We start from the raw sequence: 22,250 nt of genomic DNA on the forward strand, positions 1-22,250 counted from the left end.
CCTCAGGCAACGGCGTGAAGTAAGTAAAATCCAAAACTTCATTTATTGCCAGGCCGGATTTACCGTTATTCAACACATGTCGCATATTTCGGAGATAAAACCACGGGCCTACGCACAAAAAACGCGAATTTCCAGACTCCTCCGCCCACATAAGACTCTGGTTTTATATCGGTTTTCGAATATGCGATATAAATCACAGCACACAATATTCGATTGAAACCTTGGATTCTCGTTTCGCAAACGGGGCGTATCAGGGCAGCGGGCGCTCTTTGCAGAGCAAGGCGGAAAGTACCGGACGCCATTTACCAGCGTAAATTCATTCAAAAAACAGCGCTGAAGCCGGCTCGACGAATCCCATTTGTATTCCAAAGCCGAAAAGGGTGAGACGATTTTGACGCTGGCCAAGGCGCCATTAAAAACGGCACGATGCGCGCCAATAAAATGCGGAGGGTTTAGCGCGAGACCAAAATTGGAAAGAAGGGGGAAGGGAAATGAAGAGATCTCCCGCCTGCGCCGTATGATACTTTCGTCCTTGAACCGGAGGTTCAAGTGGAAACCGATTCCCGCCAATCAGGCTTCCTGAACGAACAGGCGTGCACACCATGACGGGTAAAAAGCTTCCGGGGCAAATGCAGGTTCAGGAAACACCCAGTACTGCTCGAACGCTGCAGGAGATTGGACGTATAGTTTACCGGATTTACGGGTTTTCCAAAACGTTTTCTATTTTTACTCGCAAATCTGCCAATCGGTTCGCGATATCGCCAGCACCGGCAGATTTGTGGGCCTCCGCCGCCCAATCGTGGGCCAGATTCAACGCCGCCAGCACCGCGATCCGGTCGGCACCGCTGACTTTGCCGGTATCGCGGATCTTGCGCATTTGCTTGTCCAGCTCGCGGGCGGAACTGATTAGAGTCTCTCTTTCGTCTGGCGCACAGGCGATCTTGTATTCCTTGTCCAGAATATTTAACGAGACGGGGTGAACGGCTTTGCTCATGAGTCGTGTTCCATCGCCTTCAGACGGGCGATCATGGCTTCGACTCGGGCTTTGGCCAGCGTGGTTTTTTCCAGCAATTTGGCTTTCTCCTTCACCAAGGCATCCTGTTTCACTTTCAACGACTTGTTCTCATTTTTGACCTGATTGAACTGAACGATCAGCAAATCCAGTTTTTTTTCCAGCGCTTCGAGTTCGGTCGATGGATCTTTTTCGGGTTGAGACATAGTCAGAAGTATGGGCTGATATGACGTTATAATCCTCACGTTCAGCTAGGAATGTTAGCATAAGCCATGTATTTGAACAGCTCCTTGATAGGAAACACTTATCCGATGACATACCGCGCAATCAGCGAAATTCTGGAACAACACGACGCAGACTTCGGCGCAGCGGAAGCGCACGGGGTCGCTACCGGCATGCTTTGCGTCGAAATCAAGGCCGATGTCGAGAACTGGCTGCGGGAATTGTTTGCCGACGGCCAGCAACTGGCGGACGAAGACAAAAATCTGCTGTGCGGCGTCTTCGAACAAACTCGGACTCTGCTGGAAAACCAGAACGACGAATTCGCATTCGACTTGCTGCTGCCGGACGAGGACGAAGCGTTGCCAGACCAAGTGGAAGCCTTACGCTGTTGGTGCCAGGGGTTTCTGTTCGGGGTAGGCTACGCTCAAACCGACGCCGACTGGCCGGGCGACACGGCCGAGGTGATGCGGGACATGATCGAACTGACCAAAATCGACAGCGACCTTGGCGACGAGGACGACGAAAACGCACTGATCGAAATTCGCGAATACGTGCGCGCCGCCGTGTTTACCGTACGCGACCAGTTCGCCGAACAAAATCCGCTGCAACCTCATTAAGCGGCCACCTACGATGAAACAAAGCGAATTCAAAAAACGCCGCGCCGCGCTGATGAAACAGATCGGCAAGGGCAATATCGCCATCATTGCCAGCGCCCCGCACCGCACCCGCAACCGCGATGTGCATTATCCATTCCGCCAGGACAGCGATTTTTACTACCTGACCGGCTTCAACGAAGCCGAATCGATGGCTGTCTTCATTCCGGGCCGCGAACAAGGCGAGTACATCCTATTCTGCCGCGAATTCGACGAGAAGAAGGCCTTGTGGGAAGGCGCGCATGCCGGCCTGGAAGGCGCCACCAAACACTACGAAGCCGACGATTCGTTTCCGATCGACGATTTGGACGACATCCTGCCCGGCATGCTGGAAAACAAGAGCAAGGTGTTCTACCCGATGGGTAAGGACAGCGATCTCGACCATAAACTGATGGAATGGATCAACAACATCCGCAAGCAATCACGCTCCGGTATCACGGCTCCGGGCGAATTGGTGTCATTGGAACACATCCTGCATGAAATGCGGCTGTTCAAAAGCGCGGAAGAATTGAAACTGATGCGCCGTGCCGCAGAAGTCTCGGCCAAGGCACATGTTCGAGCCATGCGAGCCTGTAAGCCGGGTTTATACGAATACCAGATCGAAGCCGAGCTTATGCATGAGTTCGTCCAGGACGGATTGCGCGCGGTGGCCTACCCTTCCATCGTCGCCGGCGGCAAAAACGCCTGCGTGTTGCATTACACCGAAAACAAAGACAAACTTAACAAAGGCGACTTGCTACTGATCGACGCCGGCGTCGAATGCGACCATTATGCCGCCGACATTACTCGTACCTTCCCGGTGTCGGGCAAATTCAGCGAGCCGCAACGCTTGCTGTACCAACTGGTACTGGACGCCCAAGCCGCTGCACTGGCCGAGATCAAACCCGGCAATCCTTGGAACAAGGCTCACGACGCATCGGTGGAAACCTTGACCAGGGGCTTGGTGGAACTGGGCCTGCTCAAAGGCAGGGTGAAAAAACTGATCAAAGACGAAAAGTACAAACAGTTTTACATGCACCGCATTGGCCACTGGCTGGGTATGGACGTACATGACGTCGGCGATTACAAAATCAAAGACGAATGGCGCCTGCTGGAACCCGGCATGGTGTTGACCGTCGAGCCGGGGCTCTACGTCGCTGCCGACTGCGAAACGGTGGATAAACAATGGCGCGGCATCGGCATCCGCATTGAAGACGACGTGCTGGTCACCAAGGACGGCCATGAGATATTGACCGGCGGAGTACCGAAGTCGATAGACGCCATCGAAGCGCTAATGACGGGCTAGACAATGCAACACGACTTCGATCTGATCATCGTCGGCGCCGGTCTGGCCGGTAACTGCCTGGCTCTGGCACTGAAGCGCAGCGGCTTGAAGGTCGCGTTGATCGAAGCCGCCGGCCGCGATCAGTTACGTAACTCGCCAGCCGGCGACCGCGCCTTGGCGCTGGCAGCCGGCACCGTGGAATTGCTGAACTCGCTGGGCGCTTGGCGCGGCGCGGCCGACAAAGCCACTCCGATCAAGCACATTCACGTTTCCGACCGCGGCCATTTCGGCAAAACCCGGCTATCGGCCGAAACCGAGGGCGTCGATGCCCTGGGTTATGTGATCGTCGCCCGCGACATCGAACAGCATGTGGCCGACTTGGCCGAGAAAACCGATACCGTTTGCCTGTACCAGACCCGGGTCGCCGGATTGATGTCTGGCCGCGATGCGGTCAACGTCAGCCTGAAGCAGCACGACGGCAGTTCGCTGAACGTCAGCGCGCAATTGCTGGTCGGCGCCGACGGCGGCAATTCCACGGTACGCAAACTGTTGGAAATTCCGCAGCAAGTCACCGAGTACGGCCAGACCGCGCTGGTCACCACAGTGCATTCGGCGCTGCCGCACCGCAACACCGCCTTCGAACGTTTCACCGAATTCGGCCCGCTGGCCTTGTTGCCGGTAGCCGGCAAGCAATCGGCCGTCGTCTGGACCCGCAGCCACGAGCAAGCCGAAACCCTGCTCAATGCCAACGACCGCGAATTTCTCGCTGAACTGCAGGATTGCTTCGGCTATCGGCTGGGCGAACTGAAATTGGCCGCGCCGCGCCGGGCGTTTCCGCTCAGCCTGATTCGCGCCGAGAGCATGGTCTCAGGCCGTACCGTCATCATCGGCAATGCCGTTCACCAACTGCATCCGGTGGCCGGACAAGGGTTTAACCTGGGCATCCGCGATGTGGCCTTGCTGGCAGAAATGCTGATTGATCAACACCAGCGAGGCGCAGATATCGGTGACGCCCGCATGCTGAAAAACTACAGCCGGCAGCGCCTGCAAGACCACGGCAGAACCATCGGCTTCACCGACAATTTGGTCAAGATCTTCTCCAACGGCAACCTGCCGCTGGCCGCAGTGCGCAACGCCGGCCTGACCTTATTGGATCACCTGCCCTTCGCCAAGCAAATGCTGGCCCGCCACGCGATGGGCTTGGCCGACCGGCTGCCGAAAATCGGCGACCGCGAATAAGCCACCCAACTGCCGTCATCAACCGGTAACGCTCAACCAGATAGATGTCGCGAGACATACGCCGGTCAACAATGCGGCAATGATCCGCGCGCGTGGCCGCGGACTGGCGGAGGTCCAAACCAGCAGAGTCCAATACGCTGCAGCCGGCAGCAGGAAACTCAACAAAATCATCGCCAGCGCCCGCTCCGCGGCACAGGCCTCGTTACAGATTCCGGCCCAATAGCGCCACAAGCCAACGCCCAAGCCGACCGCCAAACCGGCGCCGGCCAAGCGCAACACCAAACACAAACTCACGGCACCTCCCAAAACAGAATCTTTTGCGACTTACTCAAATCGGAAAAACCCGGTCCGGACGCCACACCCAAACCGAAGCGTAGCACGGTCACCACCGTCCCTTGAAACCCGGACGCCGTCAGCCGACTAGCGTTCCACAGATCGATATGGTCGCCGGAAGGCGTTTTTTCGCCGGGGCGCAACCAATAATTCTGAAAATAGATGATACCGGTCTTTCCCTTGATCTTGGTTTGCCAATCCTGGCCGGTGACATCGGTACCCCGGCTTTGCAGTACCTTGGGCGAAGCCGTCTGCAGCCATTCCGCCATTTCCTGTGCCCGAATCGCCAACCGGTTGCCGCCAACGCTGACCGTAGCCCCGTTAAAGCCATCCAGCTTGGCACCAGCCGCATACAGTGCCGCACTAACTTTAATCGCGCATTGGTTTTCATATCCAACAGGCACATTGCCGTTGCCGTCGCGGTAAGGCGCTTCGTCCGGATAAGCCGACCATAGCCGGGTAAATTTGACAGGCTTCTTTACCATGCCGACCGCCCCCGAGAAGGAGCCGACCGGTCCCGGCCGCGGCGATACCGCCCGGCAACTGGTGCCTTGGTCTATGGTTTCGTTTCCTCTAGTGTTACAGACGGGGCCTGGGCGTTGTCCGGGCATGGCGGTATCCTCCAAACGGCTAGAAGTAAATGCTGAGAGCGGGCGGCGTATCAATCGGTCGGCCTGGCCCCGGATTACAGCACGTCTAGCGCGCTGCGTCATCCGCAAACGCAGCCGGCATTTGTCCCACCGCCACACCTACCGAGCAAACCCTACAATTACCGGTATAATGATTGATCCGTTGTAATCCTTAAGCTGTATATGAGTAATGTTATTCTGGTCGCCTGCGCCTTGCTGCTGGTATTGTTGAACGGCTTTTTCGTGGCCGTGGAATTCAGTCTGGTAAAGTTGCGGCAGACCCGAATCAAAGCCATCGAGCAAAACGAAGGCTGGCGCGGCCGGATTCTGGCCAAGGTTCACAAACAACTCGACGCCTATTTATCGGCCTGCCAGCTTGGCATCACTCTGGCTTCTCTGGGCTTGGGCTGGATTGGCGAACCGGCCTTCGCCGATCTATTGATACCCTTGTTCGACCAGTTGCAAATCACCTCGCCCGAATTAATCCACAACATTTCGTTCGCCTTTGCCTTCTGCACCATCTCGTTCCTGCATATCGTGGTCGGCGAACAAGCCCCCAAATCGCTGGCAATTCGCAATCCGGAAGGCATCGGCCTGTGGAGCGCGGGGCCGCTGTATGCCCTGTACTGGTTAATGTATCCGGCCATTTGGCTGCTAAACGGCAGCGCTACCCTGGTTTTGCGCCTGACCGGGTTATGCGAGGGCCACCACCACGACAGCCATTACTCCACCGACGAACTGAAACTCATCCTACGCTCCACCCGCTCGGCCGAGAATTTTACCGGCGAAGAATGTAAGGTGTTAGCGAAAACTCTGGATTTCGGCAAACTGGAAGTCTCCGACCTGATGCGGCCGATTCACGAAATCACCGCACTGCAGCGCGGCCAGTCGCCGCAGGAGATGCTGGAGATAGTTTCCAACAGTTGCTACAGCCGCTTTCCTTATTTCGATAGCAACGGCATGGACGCACTCGGCATCATCCATCTGAAGGATTTATTTCTGGCTCAGCAAAAAGGCGATCCGTTAACCGACCTGGAAGCCTACCTGCGGCCGATTCAACACATCTCCGCCCATATGCCGGCGCTGGAGCTGTTCCGCCGCTTTACTCAGGGTTCGCCGCATTTCGCCGTGATCGGCCAGAGAGGTCAAAAACCGTTGGGCTTTATCACGCTGGATAACCTGTTGTCGGCAATGGTCGGCGAAATCCGCGACGAATTCCGCCAATCAGAGAGCGACTGGACCCGACAGGACGACGGCAGCCTGTTGGGCAAAGGCAGCCTGCCGATCTTTTCTTTGGAACGCATTTTGGGCGTCGACATCGAAAACGAAGAACTGGACCTGGACGACGTCGACTCGGTCGGCGGCATGATACTGGCGCAATTGCGCGACATACCCGACGTCGGCGAACGCATCGCTTTCAACGATTTCGAAATCGTGGTCAAGGAAATGCAAGGCCCGCGCATCGAGTGGGTGGAAGTGTATCCGAAACCGTAACCCTCTGGCCTCCAACCCGAATGCCGCGGAGTTAAGCCACGATTCCGGCAGGGAATGTCGAAATCAAACGAATTATCCGCTGCAGTCCTTGGCCAGCACCGGCGGCAAGAGGTTGAAATATGGACTGGACACAAATTCTCGATACGCTGAACGCAATGGCGCCGGCCGAACGCCGGCAATGGGCGCTGGCAGCAGCTGGCGTGGCGGTAGCGGTAACCGGTCTGCTCTGGCTGGAAAGCCGGATTTTTGGCCGCCGCGGCCGAGTCGGCAGTTGGCTGGCAGTGCGGATCGCGTCGCTGATTGCCGCACCGCTTACCTTTGCCGTCCTGGTAGTGCCAGCCCAAGCGGTCAGCGGCATGGAAGGCCTTGCCGTATTCTATCTCTCGCTGTTCACGGCGGCGCCGTTGCTCTGGTTCGGTTGCCACATCGTTTGCGGCAGCCTGATGAGTCCCGGTTTTTCCCGAAACGAAAGCATTGCGCTGGGCTTTAGCGGCCTGGCGATTCTAGCCGTGCCGCTGACGGCCTATTTCGCGGCGCAGAATCCGTTGCACGCCGCGGCCCGCCAAATCGGTCTGCGCCGCGAACTCCCCGCCGACAACCCGCCGCTGCCGTATCGGGCCGAACCGGTTACGTCTTATACGCTGCCCGGCGCCGGCTTGATATACACCCAATCGCTACGAGCAGAACCCGGCGTCCGCTTGCAACGCGTCGAGCAACGTCTCGGCGGATACTGGCCCGCATACGATATCGAGCACCCCGATTACTGCACACTGGGCAACGACGTTCATCTGATGTGGTCGGCGCAAGAGCCGCCCCCGTATTTGCGGCTATCGTGGCGGCAGTCGGACGGCAGGACTGCCAAGGCCGAATTCACGCCCGACATGGCAAGCGCAGATAAATCCGCGCCCCAGATCTTCAGTGCAAACTTTCGTGAGGACGGCTTGGACCCGGTGGCACCGATTCCGCGGGTGCGCATGCAGTTGATTCTGCGGAAAGAAGGCTTACCGGACTATACCGAGATGCTGGGCAATCCGCCCGAGGCCGGCGAGCAAAGGACGACCGATTGCGTGACGGCCGGTTTCGAACGTTGGCGCCACAGCGACGGCCGGCGGATTCGAGCCGCTGGCGTGATGTTCTACCTACCGTCCGGCGGCTTACCATTGAGGGGCGTGTTGGAGCCGAGCCAATCTCAGCCGGCGCATTAACCGGCTTTGATAAGAATCCTAAATTCCACCAATCGCCCAGACTGTCCGGCCGATACCACACTCAGCTTTAGCACTGGAGCGGAATTGCTCGGTATTTTCGAAGAATCGGAGTACGATGCTAGACAGCCCCGAACTGCAGGTCGGGTCTTTCCCGGCTGACCAAGCCAAAAATGGAGTGGATCCCGATGATGAAATACTACGATCGCAGCCGGAGCATCTGCGAATGGGAGCGGCTGGACGAATGGCGGGATAAAATCCGTACCAGTCTGGCTGGCGGCGAAACCAGCCGGATTTCTCCGTTTCATTTATTGTCGCTGGCCGGGTTCAGTGCCGCCGAGCAACGCCGCTGCGCGGATGTCTGGATGTCGGGCCGTTTGGCGGCCAGCGCCGAGGCAAGGTCGGAACTCGACTTCGATTTCGACCGGCCGCCGCAAACCAAAATCCGCCTGGGTTATTTATCCGCCGACTTTCAGGAACACGCCACCGCCTACCTGCTGGCCGAAACGCTGGAAGCGCACGATCGCGACCGCTTCGAACTTTACGCCTATTCCTACGGCGCCGACGACGGCGGCGCGATGCGCCAGCGCCTGCAGCACTGTTTCGACCGCTTTATCGATCTCGGCGACTTAACTATCGCCGACTGCGCCAAAGCAATTTACTCGGACCGGATCGATATTCTGATCGATCTCAAAGGCTATACCCGCGGCACCCGCAGCGAAATTCTGACCTACCGTCCGGCGCCGATTCAGGTCAACTATTTGGGCTATCCGGGCACCATGGGCGGCGACTTCTGCGATTACATCATTTCCGACAATTACGTGACTCCGCCCGCCAGCGCCGGCGATTACAGCGAAGCGCTCGCCTGCATGCCCGGCAGTTATCAACCCCACGGCTGCGATGTGGCGATCGGCCGCCCCAGCAGCCGGGCCGAACAGGGCTTACCCGCCGACGGCTTCGTGTTTTGTTGCTTTAACCAGGCTTACAAAATCATGCCGGAGACATTCGATATCTGGTGCCGGCTTTTATACAACACGCCCGGCAGCGTGCTTTGGCTACTGAAGAATTCGCAAGCTAAAGGCCGGCTCCGCAACGAAGCCTATCAGCGCGGAATATCGCCGGAGCGCCTGGTTTTTGCCGACGAAGTACCCCAGCCCGAACATTTGGCGCGCTTGAGGTTGGCCGATCTGGTGTTGGATACGGCGCCTTACAACGCCCACACCACGGCCAGCGACGCACTGTGGGTCGGCGTGCCGCTGGTCACGTGTACCGGCGACACCTTCGCCTCTCGCGTGGCGGGCAGTCTGCTGCGCGCGGTGAATCTGGAACAATTGATCGCCGAGGATGCGGATGCCTACTATGCGCTGGCGCTGGCGCTCAGTAGCCATCCGCAACGCCTGGCCGAAATCAGACAGCAACTGCAGCAAAACCGTTTATCGGTCGCCTTATTCGACAGCGCGGCTTACACGCTACATCTGGAGGCGTTGTACCAAACCATGTGGGACAGGCATTTGGCCGGCCAATTACCGGCGGCGATAGGCCAAACCTGCTGATCGCAAAATTCGCTAATGCAGTCCAACTCGGTGCGCTTCGCGCTGGGGCACGTCGCCAATCCGCTTTTCGGTTTATTTTCCGGCCGGATTCGAACCGGATCACACCCTGGTAGAGCAAATTCCGATAATTTCCCGACGTTTGCAGTAAAATTGCCGGCTGCCTTGCCAGGGTGGAAAATCGGGAATTCGCGTTAAGCGCGTCCGATCGAAACCGACATAGCGAACCACGCTCGTTATGCATTTCCAAACCCGGCCAGGCGCTTGGTCCAGTTGTGTTTCGTAAGTTATCCACCACTCCGCATTAACGCTTCCAGCGCATAGGGTATTCAAACCCGATTACGTTTTGGCACCGGCGCAGGGACAGTGTCGACGGCGATTCTTATTACTGGGATTTTTCGCCGCCACCGTACCTAAGAGGTTCTTTTTGAGTTTATCCAGTTACCGCAACGTCGACCGCGAACGGCTTGCGCAAGATATCAAACAACTTTACCGGCAAGCCCAAGCCGATCTGGGCGAAGAAGATTTCCGCCATATGCAGCGGATGGAACGCTGGGGCCAGGCCTGTTCGCTGCTGGGCTACGCCACGGCCTGGATTGCACCGAACCCGCTGTCGGCGCTGTTGATCAGCCAGGGCAGTTTTGCCCGCTGGACCCAGGTGGCGCATCCGATCCAGCATCGCGGCTACGATAAAATCAAACAGGCCGAGCCGCGCTACCAAAGCAAAGGTTTTGCCAAGGGTTGGCGCCGGTTTCTGGACTGGCCGGACTGGATGACGCCGGCCGGCTGGCACCACGAACACGACGTGCTGCACCATTACCGTTTGGGCGAGACTGCCGACCCGAATAACGCTCAGCACAACATGCAATGGCTACGCCAATCCGGCTTGCCGATGTGGTTGCGTTACGTCATTGTGGCGCTGTTCTCCGGCGTCTGGAAGCTGAGCTATTACACGCCGCGCACCCATAAGGAATTACGTCTGGAACAGGCCCGCCACCAGCACCAACCGGCACCGAAGATGACCCGCATCGGCGCCTGGAGTCTGTTTACCCAGCAGGGCCGGGGTTTGTGGCTAGAGAGCATCCTGCCCTACGCGGCGTTCCGCTTTGTGCTGTTGCCGGCGCTGTTTCTGCCGCTCGGCAGCGTTGCGGCCAGCAGCGTACTGCTGAATTCGATTCTCGCGGAAATTTTCACCAACATGCATTCCTTTCTGGTCATGATCCCCAACCACGCCGGCGACGACGTGATGGGCTTCGACGAAAAAGCGCACAGCAAAGGCGAGTTCTATCTGCGGCAAATTCTGGGTTCGGTCAATTACCCGACCGGTTCCAACGCCAACGACTTTTTATATGGCTGGCTGAATTATCAGATCGAGCATCACCTGTGGCCGGATCTGCCGTTAAGCCAATACCAAAAGCTGCAACCGCAGGTCAAAGCCCTGTGCGCCCGCCACGGCATCCCCTATTGCCAGGATTCGGTATTCAAACGCTTGTTAAAGGCGGTGGATATCATGGTCGGCAAGACCTCGATGCTGAAGCCGGCGCTGGCGCAGGCTTGACCTGCGCCCGTACATCAAAGCCATGGCCCCGCCGTTATCGGCCAGACCTTATTAGGTTGTTGCGGGCACATGGCTTTTATCGACGGCAGCAACTCTGAATCGGACGCCGGTTCAATCACAAAAAGCGAAAGGCGCTTATTTTCCGGCGGAATTCGGCCGAATAGCTTTCGTTTCCGAAGGAGTTGCGGGGGCGGCACCGGCAATCGAGCCGAAGGCGATTTTATTGCCGATCAGTTTTTCCACTTGCCGTAACGCGCTGCGTTCGTCGGCCGCAACCAGGGAAACGGCAAGCCCGCTCCGCCCGGCCCTGCCGGTGCGGCCGATGCGGTGCACGTAGTCGGCGGAGGAACGCGGCAGTTCGAAATTGACCACGTGCGGCAGTTTGGCGATGTCGATCCCGCGTGCGGCGACGTCGGTCGCGACCAACACCCGGATGTCGCCGGTTTTGAAGTCGGCCAAGGCGCTGGTACGGGCGCCCTGGCTTTTATTGCCGTGGATCGCCTTGGCGCTGATTTGGGCAGCGTTCAATTTCTCGGTCAGGCGGTTGGCATTGTGTTTGGTGCTGGTAAAAACCAAAACTTGCCGCCAGTCGTTGCTTTTAATCAAATGCGCCAGCACTCCGGCTTTAGCCGGTTTTTCCACGGCATAGGCAATTTGTTCGACGCTGTCGGCCGCGGCGTTTTCGGCGGCAATTTCGACTTGGGCCGGATTGCGCAGCAGCGTTTGCGCCAATCGGCGAATGTCGGCGGAAAAGGTGGCGGAGAACAGCAGGTTCTGCCGGGTTTTCGGCAGCAAGGCCAAAATTTTGTTGATGTCGCGGATGAAGCCCATGTCCAGCATGCGGTCGGCTTCGTCCAGCACCAGCATTTCAACTTGATTCAGTTTGACGGCATTCTGGCCGACCAAATCGAGCAAGCGCCCCGGCGTCGCGGTCAGGATATCGACACCACTGCGCAAGCGCAGCATCTGCGGATTGATTTTGACACCGCCGAACACGACGTCGGATTTCAAGCGCGGCTGCTGATGAACACCGTATTTGGCGACCGATTCGGCTACTTGCGCGGCTAATTCGCGGGTTGGCGTCAGTATCAGCGCCCTGACCGGCCGATTGCGGCTGGCGCCGGGATTGGTCGCCAAACGCTGCAGAATCGGTAAGGTAAAGCTGGCGGTTTTGCCGGTGCCGGTTTGCGCGGCGGCGAGCAGGTCGCGCCCCGAAAGCACCAGCGGAATTGCTTGTTGTTGAATTGGCGTCGCCGCGCTGTAACCGGCTTCGCGGACGGCACGAGTTAAAGGCTCGGCCAAGCCGAGATTGGAAAATGGCATGAATAATTCTCGATATGCGGGAGCGAAATCCCGTTAAAAAAGGGAATCCCTAACCGGAGCATCCGATTAGCGGAAAGGGTAAGACACCGAGGCATCGGTGTCTGCTTGAAGTCGTGTCAGGGTATGATCTCGGTTAACGGCGTCTGCCCTGTTTGCCGCCGGCACTTTCGAAACCGACTCTGAGCATATTGCCGCCGAATTGGAAGCCGCTTAATTTGGCAATCGCCGCCCTGGCTTCATGGCCTTCCATGCCGATGTAACCGAAGCCTCGGCATTTGCCGCTGAACATATCGATGACGAGCTCGATGGAATGCACTCTGCCGAATTCGGAAAACAGAGCAGTGACTGTGGTTTCAGTCGCGTCGCTGGGCAGATTGCCGACAAATATTCTTTTCAAAATGTGTCCTGAGTTGGGGTGATCAGTATGCAACTGCTGCTTTGAGCAGAGCGCGTAACGGAGGCGGGATTGGCGAACATTCCAGGCTATTGACGCGGCACTGGAAAATCAAAACGTTGAGGCAAACTGGCGCGAAACAATGGTCCGCTCGGAAGAAATCCCTCAAAACCGCCGTTTCGCGTATTCGAGGAAGCGGCAACGAAGGAAGCGATAACGCACGAACTCGGCTGATTGTTTATTGGTGCTGAACGGTTCGGCGTTTAACTACAGGTTGCCGAGTAAGCCTGCCGGCAACCTGTAGAGCCAATCGATTAGATGACTTTTACGTTTTCAGCTTGCAGGCCTTTAGGGCCGCGGCCGATGCTGAATTCGACCTTTTGGTTTTCTTCCAGAGTTTTGTAACCGCCGGAATTGATGATGTTTTTGAAGTGAACGAAAACGTCGGGGCCGGATTGTTGCTCGATAAAACCGAAGCCTTTATCGGAATTGAACCATTTTACGGTGCCAGTCGTGATTGTAGACATAAGTAAGTCCTTGAAATAAATTAAAATATTGCCAGTTTGGCAGGTGTAGCCGGTAAAATTGGAACTTACTTTATGAAATCAGAGCGAGTTGCGGCTTCGGTGGAAGCGGCATCGAAATGGTAATCAGCAGGGTAAATCTTAATTTTGGAGCTGGCGGGAGTATGGATGGCTAACCGGCGCGAGTCAAGCGGTATTTTTCCAATGGGCGATGCGCATTGCCGCGTGCCATAGGGCGGGTCAGCTTCCTATCGACACTTTCCAGTCCGCTGGCCTTGCATGTCGCACTGGCTTCGATATAGGCAGGGGCCGGATTTAAGCCGCCGCTATTCGCCTGCCGCCACGCAGACTCTGTTGCGCCCGCTTTCCTTGGCCAGGTATAACGCTTGGTCGGCCCGGTTCAACAGTGCGTCGACGCTGCCGTCACCATTAGTCAGCGCTGCCGCGCCGATCGAAACGGTAAAGCTCAACGGCATGCCGCCCTCGATCGGCACACTCGCCTTCCCGAGCGCCTCTTTCAACCGCTCAGCGGCTTCGATAGCACGGCATTCGTCCGTCTGCGGCAGCAGAATCGCGAACTCCTCGCCGCCCAGGCGGCCGATGATGTCGGCTTCGCGCATGGTTTCCCGACACACGTCGGCCAATTTTTTCAATACCGTGTCGCCGGCCTTGTGGCCGTGAATATCGTTGACCTGCTTGAAAAAATCGATATCCATCATCAACACCGTCAGCGGATTGCGGTAGCGCAACGCGCTGGCGAGTTCCTGTTCGGCCTGCTCCAGAAAGTAACCGCGACTACTGACGCCGGTCAGATGGTCGGTGCGCGCCTGCCGGGTCAGCTCCGCCTCCAGCCGTTTGCGCTCGGTGATGTCGGAATGGGTACCGCTCATCCGGACCGGATAGCCGGCCGGGTCGCGCTGCATGACCTTGGCTTGGTCCAGAATCCAACGAATGCTACCGTCTTTATGGAGCATCCGGTATTCCAATTTATGCGCCGGCGAGCGGCCTTCGATCACGTCGAGGATCGACTGCCAAGCTTGCTCCCGGTCGTCGGGATGCACGAAATCGGTCCATTGTTGCGTGGTATGTTGGATTTCGTCGTGGCTGTAACCCAGCATCTCCGCCCAACGCTCATTGCGGAACACTTCGCCGGTCAGGATATTCCAATCCCAAAACCCCAATTCGGCGCCTTCCAGCACAAAACGGAGCTGTTCCTCGCTACGGCGCAAGGTGTCTTCGATGGCCTTACGCTCGGTCACGTCGCGAATGATGCTGAGCGCGTGCCAGGAATTTTGCAGTTTTATCGCGGAAATCGACAGCTCTATCGGAAACTCTTCGCCGCCTTTTCTGAGCGACGTGGCCTGGATAGTCCTACCGATCATGATGCCCTCGCCGGTCTGCTCGAATTTCTGGTAGCCGGCCCGGGCAAGATCGCGCATCGGTATCGGCACGATTAATTCGTGCAGATCTTGGCCCAGCGCCTCGGATTCGGAGTAACCGAATAATTTTTCGGCGGCCCTGTTCCAATGCACTACTTCGGCACGCTTGCCGATAATAACGATCGCCTCCTGGGCTGCCGAACTGATCAGCCGAAATTTTTCCATGCTCTCGGCGAGTTCCGCGCTTTTACTCTGCAACTCCGCAGTGCGCTGCCGGACCAATTCTTCCAAATTGTTGCGGTGCAGCTCCAATTCGTCTGTAACCGTTTGCAGCTTGCCCACGACCTGCTTGATATGCTTCGCAAACGGCTGAAAAATCAGCCCGGCCTCCAAGGCCAGTAGGATCAAGGTCAACAGCCATAGCGCGGTTTCGGTGGTTTGGACTCGCCTGACATTGGCTTCGCCCTCGGCCTGATACTGTTTGACCATGCCGTCCAGGGATGCGACCAGCGTGGTGGGTGCGGTGCGAGTGATATGCAACAACAGCGGGTTGTCCGTTCCCAAAGCAGCATCGTCCAGAGCCAGCAATTGCCGAACCGCTTGGATATACTGTGAAACCTGGGCGTCGACTCCGCCATCACCATCGAAATACATCGCATGCACCGTCGGCGAATGGCTGGCGGGTAAGCCCATGGCCGAATCGCCGCGCGTCAGGCCGCGATGAGAGCGCTCCATCAAATCGATCGCTTCCTGCAGCTGGCTGCGGATGGCCGGCCGCCCCGACGGCGGCGTCATCGCCAGCAAATTGGCGAACAGCGCGGTGCGTTGGCTGAGCATGCGCTGGCGACCGCTGACGTTGACGATTGCGGCGGTACTTTGCTGTTCCGCGATCACCAGACGCAGGCTAAACCAAGCCGCGGTCGACAACGCGGCAACCAACAACAAAGCGACAGTGTAGCGCCGGGTCAAGGCACGGGCGATGGCGCGATTTTGCCCGATATGAACCTCCGTAAACAGCTTGCCGTTTACCATCTAAAACTCTCTCCCCCGTGCTTTACTTACTAATCTAGCGAATTTGGAAACTTGCGGGGTTTCTATACCGCCGCCGGACACCGATAATGCCGAGTTTCCGACATTTCGAGTTTACGCCTTTAACAGCTTGTTTGCTTAGCGGAGAATTACCGATGATTACGTTGTACCAATTCCCCAGAGCGTGGCACATTCCCAACCCCGGCCAGTTTTGCGCCAAGCTGGAAACCTATCTGCGCATGGCGGCAATCGAGTACCGGATCGTGGAAACGCTACCGGTTGCCGCGCCGCTGGGCAAACTGCCCTACATCGAACACGACGGCCGCAAAATCGCCGATAGCCGGATCATTATCAGCTATCTGCAACAGCGCTTCGGCGACCGGCTGGACCAAACCCTTTCCGAGCGGCAAAAAGCCCAAGCCCTGGCTTGGCAACGCCTGCTGGAAGAGCATTTGTACTGGGTCTGCATGTACAGCCGCTGGCAAACCGGGCCGGAGAATTGGCACATCAACAAACAGGCGATTTTTCGCGGCCTGCCGCCGCTGCTTACCGATGGGATTGCCAGCCTTTACCGACTCCGCATCAAAAGCCAGATTCGCGGCCACGGCATCGGCCGCTTGCCGGCCGCGCAGGTATTCGAGTTGGGCCGGCAGGACGTGGCAGCATTGGCTGCCGCGCTGACGGACCAGCCCTACTTGCTCGGCGATCAGCCCGCCAGCGTCGACGCTTCCGCCTACGGCATCCTGATCAATCTACTCGCTTGTCCGGTTGCCTCGCCGGTCAAGGAATACGCGCTGGCGCAACCGGCCTTGACCGAATATTGCCGGCGCATGCAGTTGCGCTATTTTCCGGAGCTGGGCGAACCGGAATTCGCTTAGGTGCCCAGCTCGGCGCAAGCGGCGCGTATTTCGCCGCGTAGCCAAGCATTGGCCGGCTCGCGGTCATGCAGCGGATGCCAGACCATCACCGTGGCGTAATCCGGCAAATCCAGCGGCAACGGCACCCATTGCAGCGGCTGGTTTTGCGCAAGCTGCTCGGCGGCACGCTTAGGAAAGGCCATGACCATGTCGGTTTGCGCCACAATCAACGGCGCCGACAAGAAATGCGAAACCGTCAACGCCACCCGCCGCTCCAGGCCGCGCTCGCCCAGCCAGCTATCGACCTGGCCGCTGCCGGCGCCGGTGCCGGACAGCATGATGTGCGGCAGCCCAATGTATTCCTCCAGGGTCAATTGCGGATTCACGATCGGATGGCCGAGCCGCGCCACGCAGACCATGCAGTCCTCGAACAAGGTTTGGCAATGTAAATGCTTGGGCGGGTTCAGCATCACTTCGAAACCCAACAGCAAATCGATGTCGCCCTGCTCCAACGCTTCGAGCGGAAACCGGCTGCTGGTGCGCTTGAAGTTTACGTTCACGCCCGGCGCCTGGCGGGCGATGCGCGGCGCCAGTTTCGGCAATAGCAAGGCTTCGACGTAATCGGTGGCGGCAATCGCGAACGAGCGCCGGCTGCCGGCCGGATCGAACGGGGCCGGTGCCTTGATCAACCCTTCCACCTCCTTCAGCACCGCCGCTACCGGCTCTACCAGCGCCAGGGCCCGCGCGGTCGGTACCATGCCGGCCGGGGTTTTCACCAGCAAAGGATCTTCCAATTGCTGGCGCAAGCGCTGCAACACGTGGCTCATCGCCGACTGGCTGATGAACATGCGCTCCGCCGCCCGCGACACGCTGCGTTCTCGCATCAGCAAATCGAAAGCGACCAGCAAATTCAAATCGAAGGTTCTCAAATCGGCCATGGCTGGATTCCCGCAAATTTTTAGCGCCGCATGTTAACGAAAACGCCTCGACAACCGGCATCGAAAAAATTCATCAGCACATGAATATTCGCCATTTTACCCACGGCTGGCGTCGGCCTAGAGTAAGCCCCGACGCCGCCGTTGAGCTCGGTTCCTCCCAAGGGTCTCGCAAAATCCGAGCAAACGGCGCGTCGCCCGAATTCGGATCGCCGCCGGCGCCAGGCGGCCGGATTTCGGCCTTAGCGGCTACCGAACCGGGCCAACTCGAGTTGGCCTAATAACTCACTTTCAGGAGAATCCTCATGCCTTTGTGGAAAGTCTACCATCCGACCGGCGCCTTCAGCGCCGCAGACAAACAACAGTTGGCGGAAAACATTACCAACGTTTATGCCGGCGTACCTATCCCTAGGTTTTATGCCGTGGTCATTTATGAAGAAGTGGAGCCGGGCAATTGCTTCGTCGGCGGCGTACGCAACGACAAGTTTGTTCGCTTCAAGGTTGACCAGATCGCCCGAACCCTACCCGGCCCCATCATACGGGAATGGTGGATGCGGACGCTGGACGAAGTGATTGCGCCATTTGTCAAAGAGCGCGGTTTCGATTGGGAAATTTCCATCGACGAAACCCCGTTCGATCTTTGGTCGTTGCAAGGCGAACTGCCGCCGCCGTTCGAATCAATCGCGGAAAAACGCTGGGTGGCCGAGAACAAGGCCAGCCCCTACACCTATCAAGAAAAGCTGCCTGCCGGCCACTTTTTATTGACGCCAGGCGTGACGGGTTAGTAACGAACAAGTGACCGGCCCGAAATGAGCCGGTCGCTGCTTCCGCCAGCCGTTCACCTCGTGTTACCCGTGCGCCGGATTGTTCTGGCACGGCGTAATCGACTACACAGGAATTCATACTATGGCCTATCAAACCATCAATCCGGCAAGCGGCGAATTACTCGCCTCCTATGCCGAACTCTCCGATGCGGAGCTGGAACTTGCCATCGCCAACGCCGACCAGGCGTATAAAACCGACTGGCGGCATCGGGCCATCGACGAGCGCGCCAAGATCGTCGCCAAGGCGGCGGCCATCCTGCTGGAAAGAAAAGCGGAGTACGCGCACTATTTGACGCTAGAGATGGGCAAGCTGATCGGAGAAGCCCAAGCCGAAGTCGAGCTTGCCGCCGCGGTCCTCGATTACTACGCCGACAATGCCGCGAGCTTTCTACAACCCAAAACCTTGGCGAATGCGCGCAATGCTCAGGTACTGATCGAGCCGATTGGCGCGATTCTGGGCATTGCACCGTGGAATTTTCCGTACTACCAGGTGGCGCGCGTAGCCGGGCCGCAATTGATGGCCGGCAACGTGCTGGTGCTGAAGCACGCGGAAAACGTGCCGCAAGCGGCGCTGGCCTTGTCGCGGTTGTTCGCGGACGCCGGCGCGCCGAACGGCGTTTACACCAATCTGTTTGCCGGTATCGAGCAAATCGGCCGCGCCATCGCCGACCCGCGCATTCGCGGCGTCACGATCACCGGCAGCGAACGCGCCGGGGCGGCCGTGGCCGAACGCGCCGGCCGGGCATTGAAAAAAGTCGTCGCGGAAATGGGCGGCAGCGATCCGCTGATCGTGCTGGAAGACGCGCCGCTGGCAGCAGCGCTGGACGGCGCGGTATTCGGCAGGATGTTCAACAGCGGCCAATGCTGCGTCGGCTCCAAGCGGATTATCGTGGTCGGCCGCCAGCGCGCCGCGACGTTCCTGGACGGATTCACCGCGCGCTTGGCGGCGCTGCGGGCCGGCGATCCGATGAATCCGCAGACGACGTTGGCGCCGGTGGCTTCGGAAACGGCCTTGAACCGGCTGCTGGAGCAAATCGGCCAAGCCAAACAGGCCGGCGCGCAGATTGCGCTGGGCGGCAAACGCCTCGCCCGGCCCGGCTATTTTCTGGAACCGACCGTGATTACTGGCATAGACGAACATAATCCGGTGTTTAACCAGGAACTGTTCGGACCGGTCGCGGCGTTCCACATGGTCGACAACGCCGAACAGGCGATTGCATTAGCCAACGCCACGCCTTACGGCCTCGGCGCCTCGGTATTCACGGCCGACATCGAACGCGGCCGCGCGCTTGCCGCGCAAATCGACTGCGGCATGGTGTTCGTCAACCAGCCGGCGTGGACCGCTCCGGAACTGCCGTTCGGCGGCGTCAAAAACTCCGGTTACGGCCGCGAGCTGGCCGAGCGCGGTTTCTACGAGTTCGTCAACGAGAAACTGGTCAACCTGGCGCCGGCCGGCGCCTGTCTTTGGGGGCCGGCGGCGTTGGACTGAAATTTCGCCGGCCGGTCTACGGATGGCACTCCGGCAACAGGGAGCTGCGCCAATACTGGCCTTCCTTCTCGAACAAACGCCGGCTTTCCTCCGGTCCCCAGGAACCGGCCGGATAGGTAGGGATATAGTCGCGTTCGATCGCCCAGTTTTGCAGGATAGGATCGACGATGCGCCAGGCGTATTCCACTTCGTCGAAACGCAGGAATAACGAGCGGTCGCCTTTCATCACGTCCAGCAACAGGTCCTCGTAAGCGTCGACCCGACGCTCGTCGGGCTGGCGGAAACTGGCATCCAGGCTGGTGGTACGGGTGCGCATCTCCAGCCCGGCTTCTTTGACGGTCATTTCCATCCGGATGCATTCCTCGGGCTGAATACCCATCAATACCCAGTTCGGCGTCATGCATTGCACCTGGGTGTCGCGGAAAAATTGCAAGGGTGGATGGCGGAAACAAATCGAAATCGACGACTGGCCCTTGGCCATGCGCTTGCCGGTGCGCAGATAAAACGGCACGCCGCGCCAGCGCCAGTTGTCGATCAGCAATTTCACAGCGGCGTAGGTCTCGGTCGTGCTTTCGGCCGGGATATTGGGTTCTTCCAGGTAGGCAGGGACTTTTTGACCGCCGATGTTGCCCTTGGCATATTGACCGCGGAAGGCGTGGGCATGCACGGCCGACTTCGGAATCGGCCGGATCGATTTCAGGACTTTGACTTTTTCGTCACGCAGCGATTCGGCGTCCATCGATACCGGCGGTTCCATCGCCACCAAGGTCAATAATTGCAGCAAATGGCTTTGCACCATATCGCGCAACGCACCGGCGCTGTCGTAATATTCGCCGCGGCTGCCGATGCCCAGTTCTTCGGCGTGGGTGATCTGGACGTGATCGATGTAATTGCGGTTCCACAACGGTTCCAGCATCACGTTGGCGAAACGGAACACCAAAACGTTCTGCACCATGCCCTTGCCCAGATAGTGGTCGATCCGGTAAATCTGGTCCTCGCCCAAATATCGGCTCAGGCGTTTTTGCAGCGCTTGCGCGCTCTCCAGGTCATAACCGAACGGTTTCTCGATCACGACCCGGCGCCAGCCGTACTCTTCGTTGAGCAGGCCGACGTTACTCAGCGACTCGATCACGTTGCCGAAGTCTCCCGGGCCAATCGCCAGGTAAAACGCGATATTGCGGGAAAAATGCGGCCGGTTGCCCAGGGTTTCCGCCAGCGTTTGGTAGCATTCGGCCTGGTCAAGATCGCCGCGGTGGTAATCCAGGCGCTCGGCGAAACGGGCGAATTCGGCTTCATCCAGCGGCGTTTTCGACTGCTCCTGCAACAAAGTTTTCACTTCGGCCAGCCAGGTCGCCCGGTCCCACGGCCGACGGCCGACGGCCATGATTCGGGTGTCGTCCGGCAGTTTTTTTTCCAGTTGCAAATGGTAAAACCCGGGCATCAATTTCAGCCGGGCGAGATTACCGGTGGCGCCGAAAATCACGTAGGTACAGGGATCGGTATTCATGGCTCTGACTCCTTGCCGAAACGGCGCTGCTTTAAGGTTTCCGGAAGTTTGCATGATTTATCGCGTGGCGTCGAATCTTCGGTCGACAGCGGACAGTTGCAACGGCTTTCCGCACTACTCTCCCGAGCGTGAGCTTGCCGCGCACGGCAGCAGTAGTTCTGATTTAATTGCCGCTTTAATCTTGGCCTCATTGGGGTATTCATGAAACTGTACGACATGGAGTTATCCGGCAACTGCTACAAAATTCGCCTGCTGTGCGGCCTGCTCGGCATCGATTACGAACGGGTGCCGATCGATCTGATGCAAGGTCAGCATAAAGCCGAAGCTTTCTTGCAGCTGAATCCGCGCGGGCAAATCCCGGTATTGGACGACGACGGCCTGCTGATCTGGGATTCGTCGGCAATCCTGGTGTATCTGGCCCGCCAATACGGCGGAGAGCAGTGGCTGCCGCTGGCGGCGCCGGCGATGGCGACGGTGATGCAATGGCTGAGTCTGGCGCAAAACGAATTGTTGTACGGCCTGGCCAGAGCCAGGGCCGCGAAAAAATTCAAGCGGCCGTGGGATCAGGATCAATGCCGGCAGCATGGCCGGCAGGGCTTGCAAGTATTGGAACAGCGATTGGCTAATAATGCCTGGCTAGCCGGTCCGCAACCGACCATTGCCGACATCGCCTGCTATCCGTATGTGGCGTTGGCGCCGGAGGGCGGCGTGGAACTGGCGGAGTTCCCGGCTGTTCTGGCCTGGATCGAGCGTATTCGGGCGCTGCCCGGATACGTCGGTATGCCGGGAATCGGCGCAGATTGAAAGACCGCGGGCGGAATCGGCCGCCGATT

Annotated in this window: 21 protein-coding genes and 1 other RNA gene; 11 read left to right on the forward strand and 11 right to left on the reverse strand. The window is 58.2% G+C overall.

All coding sequences use genetic code 11. The annotated features are described in order from the left end of the window. Window positions 1-497: 497 nt before the first annotated feature. The 3 genes from ssrS to NP603_RS20540 all read right to left on the reverse strand — a co-directional run bounded on the left by ssrS (window position 498) and on the right by NP603_RS20540 (window position 1,218). A non-coding RNA gene (gene ssrS, locus NP603_RS20530) (6S RNA) lies at window positions 498-677 on the reverse strand. Window positions 678-697: 20 nt separating this feature from the next. Beyond that, window positions 698-994 carry a cell division protein ZapA gene (locus tag NP603_RS20535; protein ID WP_256612733.1) on the reverse strand — a complete coding sequence of 99 codons (297 nt, stop codon included), beginning with the start codon at window positions 992-994 and terminating at the stop codon, window positions 698-700. After that, entirely contained in the window at window positions 991-1,218 is a 228-nt protein-coding gene (locus tag NP603_RS20540; protein ID WP_256612734.1) for a TIGR02449 family protein, read from the reverse strand. The genes NP603_RS20535 and NP603_RS20540 overlap by 4 nt, the downstream gene beginning before the upstream one ends. Window positions 1,219-1,323: 105 nt before the next feature. Between NP603_RS20540 and NP603_RS20545 the strand changes: the two genes are divergently transcribed. The 3 genes from NP603_RS20545 to ubiH are packed head-to-tail and all read left to right on the forward strand — an operon-like array spanning window position 1,324 to window position 4,390. Beyond that, window positions 1,324-1,851, forward strand: coding sequence for a UPF0149 family protein (locus tag NP603_RS20545; RefSeq protein WP_256612735.1), 528 nt, complete (start codon window positions 1,324-1,326; stop codon window positions 1,849-1,851). Between the two features lie 13 nt (window positions 1,852-1,864). Continuing rightward, window positions 1,865-3,172, forward strand: coding sequence for a Xaa-Pro aminopeptidase (gene pepP / locus NP603_RS20550; RefSeq protein ID WP_256612736.1), 1,308 nt, complete (start codon window positions 1,865-1,867; stop codon window positions 3,170-3,172). 3 nt (window positions 3,173-3,175) lie between these two features. After that, the gene (gene ubiH, locus NP603_RS20555) at window positions 3,176-4,390 is read left to right on the forward strand and encodes a 2-octaprenyl-6-methoxyphenyl hydroxylase (RefSeq protein ID WP_256612737.1); all 1,215 of its coding nucleotides are present in this window, start codon (window positions 3,176-3,178) and stop codon (window positions 4,388-4,390) included. 18 nt (window positions 4,391-4,408) lie between these two features. On the opposite strand, the gene NP603_RS20560 is transcribed toward ubiH, so the two are convergent. Together NP603_RS20560 and NP603_RS20565 are read right to left on the reverse strand one after the other, a co-directional pair. Continuing rightward, the gene (locus tag NP603_RS20560) at window positions 4,409-4,684 is read right to left on the reverse strand and encodes a hypothetical protein (RefSeq protein ID WP_256612738.1); all 276 of its coding nucleotides are present in this window, start codon (window positions 4,682-4,684) and stop codon (window positions 4,409-4,411) included. After that, complete coding sequence (locus NP603_RS20565; protein ID WP_256612739.1) at window positions 4,681-5,334, reverse strand: T6SS effector amidase Tae4 family protein; 654 nt, start codon at window positions 5,332-5,334, stop codon at window positions 4,681-4,683. Before NP603_RS20565 ends, NP603_RS20560 begins: the two co-directional genes overlap by 4 nt. A gap of 201 nt (window positions 5,335-5,535) precedes the next feature. Between NP603_RS20565 and NP603_RS20570 the strand changes: the two genes are divergently transcribed. From NP603_RS20570 to NP603_RS20585, 4 genes are all read left to right on the forward strand, one after another. Continuing rightward, a complete protein-coding gene (locus NP603_RS20570; protein WP_256612740.1) occupies window positions 5,536-6,846 on the forward strand; it encodes a hemolysin family protein in 1,311 nt (436 codons plus the stop codon). A gap of 119 nt (window positions 6,847-6,965) precedes the next feature. After that, window positions 6,966-8,051, forward strand: coding sequence for a hypothetical protein (locus NP603_RS20575; protein WP_256612741.1), 1,086 nt, complete (start codon window positions 6,966-6,968; stop codon window positions 8,049-8,051). Window positions 8,052-8,236: 185 nt separating this feature from the next. Continuing rightward, window positions 8,237-9,601, forward strand: coding sequence for an O-linked N-acetylglucosamine transferase, SPINDLY family protein (locus NP603_RS20580; protein ID WP_256612742.1), 1,365 nt, complete (start codon window positions 8,237-8,239; stop codon window positions 9,599-9,601). Between the two features lie 424 nt (window positions 9,602-10,025). Then, the gene (locus NP603_RS20585) at window positions 10,026-11,156 is read left to right on the forward strand and encodes a fatty acid desaturase family protein (protein WP_256612743.1); all 1,131 of its coding nucleotides are present in this window, start codon (window positions 10,026-10,028) and stop codon (window positions 11,154-11,156) included. 135 nt (window positions 11,157-11,291) lie between these two features. Here the strand turns inward: NP603_RS20585 and NP603_RS20590 are convergent, their stop codons facing one another. The 4 genes from NP603_RS20590 to NP603_RS20605 all read right to left on the reverse strand — a co-directional run bounded on the left by NP603_RS20590 (window position 11,292) and on the right by NP603_RS20605 (window position 15,808). After that, window positions 11,292-12,479 carry a DEAD/DEAH box helicase gene (locus NP603_RS20590; protein ID WP_256612744.1) on the reverse strand — a complete coding sequence of 396 codons (1,188 nt, stop codon included), beginning with the start codon at window positions 12,477-12,479 and terminating at the stop codon, window positions 11,292-11,294. A 133-nt stretch (window positions 12,480-12,612) separates the two neighbouring features. Then, window positions 12,613-12,876: an RNA recognition motif domain-containing protein gene (locus NP603_RS20595; protein ID WP_054759316.1), complete on the reverse strand. Its 264-nt coding sequence runs from the start codon at window positions 12,874-12,876 to the stop codon at window positions 12,613-12,615. A gap of 311 nt (window positions 12,877-13,187) precedes the next feature. Beyond that, a complete protein-coding gene (locus tag NP603_RS20600; protein ID WP_064022702.1) occupies window positions 13,188-13,400 on the reverse strand; it encodes a cold-shock protein in 213 nt (70 codons plus the stop codon). 323 nt (window positions 13,401-13,723) lie between these two features. Further along, window positions 13,724-15,808, reverse strand: coding sequence for a diguanylate cyclase (locus NP603_RS20605; RefSeq protein ID WP_256612746.1), 2,085 nt, complete (start codon window positions 15,806-15,808; stop codon window positions 13,724-13,726). A gap of 152 nt (window positions 15,809-15,960) precedes the next feature. Between NP603_RS20605 and NP603_RS20610 the strand changes: the two genes are divergently transcribed. Continuing rightward, window positions 15,961-16,683 carry a glutathione S-transferase family protein gene (locus NP603_RS20610; protein WP_256612747.1) on the forward strand — a complete coding sequence of 241 codons (723 nt, stop codon included), beginning with the start codon at window positions 15,961-15,963 and terminating at the stop codon, window positions 16,681-16,683. On the opposite strand, the gene NP603_RS20615 is transcribed toward NP603_RS20610, so the two are convergent. Continuing rightward, window positions 16,680-17,600 (reverse strand): LysR family transcriptional regulator, encoded by a 921-nt coding sequence (locus NP603_RS20615; RefSeq protein WP_256612748.1) that lies wholly within the window; start codon window positions 17,598-17,600, stop codon window positions 16,680-16,682. The genes NP603_RS20610 and NP603_RS20615 overlap by 4 nt on opposite strands. A gap of 302 nt (window positions 17,601-17,902) precedes the next feature. On the opposite strand from NP603_RS20615, the gene NP603_RS20620 reads away from it, so the two are divergent. Together NP603_RS20620 and NP603_RS20625 are read left to right on the forward strand one after the other, a co-directional pair. Then, entirely contained in the window at window positions 17,903-18,382 is a 480-nt protein-coding gene (locus NP603_RS20620; RefSeq protein WP_256612749.1) for a tautomerase family protein, read from the forward strand. A gap of 121 nt (window positions 18,383-18,503) precedes the next feature. After that, window positions 18,504-19,910 carry an NAD-dependent succinate-semialdehyde dehydrogenase gene (locus NP603_RS20625; protein WP_256612750.1) on the forward strand — a complete coding sequence of 469 codons (1,407 nt, stop codon included), beginning with the start codon at window positions 18,504-18,506 and terminating at the stop codon, window positions 19,908-19,910. Between the two features lie 16 nt (window positions 19,911-19,926). On the opposite strand, the gene zwf is transcribed toward NP603_RS20625, so the two are convergent. Further along, complete coding sequence (gene zwf, locus NP603_RS20630) at window positions 19,927-21,417, reverse strand: glucose-6-phosphate dehydrogenase (protein WP_256612751.1); 1,491 nt, start codon at window positions 21,415-21,417, stop codon at window positions 19,927-19,929. A gap of 201 nt (window positions 21,418-21,618) precedes the next feature. Between zwf and NP603_RS20635 the strand changes: the two genes are divergently transcribed. Beyond that, window positions 21,619-22,221, forward strand: coding sequence for a glutathione S-transferase family protein (locus NP603_RS20635; RefSeq protein ID WP_256612752.1), 603 nt, complete (start codon window positions 21,619-21,621; stop codon window positions 22,219-22,221). Window positions 22,222-22,250: the final 29 nt, after the last annotated feature.

The organism is Methylomonas aurea (genome assembly GCF_024505045.1).
In the GTDB taxonomy this organism is placed as follows: domain Bacteria; phylum Pseudomonadota; class Gammaproteobacteria; order Methylococcales; family Methylomonadaceae; genus Methylomonas; species Methylomonas aurea.

Coding starts and splice junctions, on each gene's coding strand:
- NP603_RS20535 (WP_256612733.1), bottom strand. CDS start 994: ATGAGCAAAGCCGTTCACCCCGTCTCGTTAAATATTCTGGACAAGGAA.
- NP603_RS20540 (WP_256612734.1), bottom strand. CDS start 1,218: ATGTCTCAACCCGAAAAAGATCCATCGACCGAACTCGAAGCGCTGGAA.
- NP603_RS20545 (WP_256612735.1), top strand. CDS start 1,324: ATGACATACCGCGCAATCAGCGAAATTCTGGAACAACACGACGCAGAC.
- pepP (WP_256612736.1), top strand. CDS start 1,865: ATGAAACAAAGCGAATTCAAAAAACGCCGCGCCGCGCTGATGAAACAG.
- ubiH (WP_256612737.1), top strand. CDS start 3,176: ATGCAACACGACTTCGATCTGATCATCGTCGGCGCCGGTCTGGCCGGT.
- NP603_RS20565 (WP_256612739.1), bottom strand. CDS start 5,334: ATGCCCGGACAACGCCCAGGCCCCGTCTGTAACACTAGAGGAAACGAA.
- NP603_RS20570 (WP_256612740.1), top strand. CDS start 5,536: ATGAGTAATGTTATTCTGGTCGCCTGCGCCTTGCTGCTGGTATTGTTG.
- NP603_RS20575 (WP_256612741.1), top strand. CDS start 6,966: ATGGACTGGACACAAATTCTCGATACGCTGAACGCAATGGCGCCGGCC.
- NP603_RS20580 (WP_256612742.1), top strand. CDS start 8,237: ATGATGAAATACTACGATCGCAGCCGGAGCATCTGCGAATGGGAGCGG.
- NP603_RS20590 (WP_256612744.1), bottom strand. CDS start 12,479: ATGCCATTTTCCAATCTCGGCTTGGCCGAGCCTTTAACTCGTGCCGTC.
- NP603_RS20600 (WP_064022702.1), bottom strand. CDS start 13,400: ATGTCTACAATCACGACTGGCACCGTAAAATGGTTCAATTCCGATAAA.
- NP603_RS20605 (WP_256612746.1), bottom strand. CDS start 15,808: ATGGTAAACGGCAAGCTGTTTACGGAGGTTCATATCGGGCAAAATCGC.
- NP603_RS20610 (WP_256612747.1), top strand. CDS start 15,961: ATGATTACGTTGTACCAATTCCCCAGAGCGTGGCACATTCCCAACCCC.
- NP603_RS20615 (WP_256612748.1), bottom strand. CDS start 17,600: ATGGCCGATTTGAGAACCTTCGATTTGAATTTGCTGGTCGCTTTCGAT.
- NP603_RS20620 (WP_256612749.1), top strand. CDS start 17,903: ATGCCTTTGTGGAAAGTCTACCATCCGACCGGCGCCTTCAGCGCCGCA.
- NP603_RS20625 (WP_256612750.1), top strand. CDS start 18,504: ATGGCCTATCAAACCATCAATCCGGCAAGCGGCGAATTACTCGCCTCC.
- zwf (WP_256612751.1), bottom strand. CDS start 21,417: ATGAATACCGATCCCTGTACCTACGTGATTTTCGGCGCCACCGGTAAT.
- NP603_RS20635 (WP_256612752.1), top strand. CDS start 21,619: ATGAAACTGTACGACATGGAGTTATCCGGCAACTGCTACAAAATTCGC.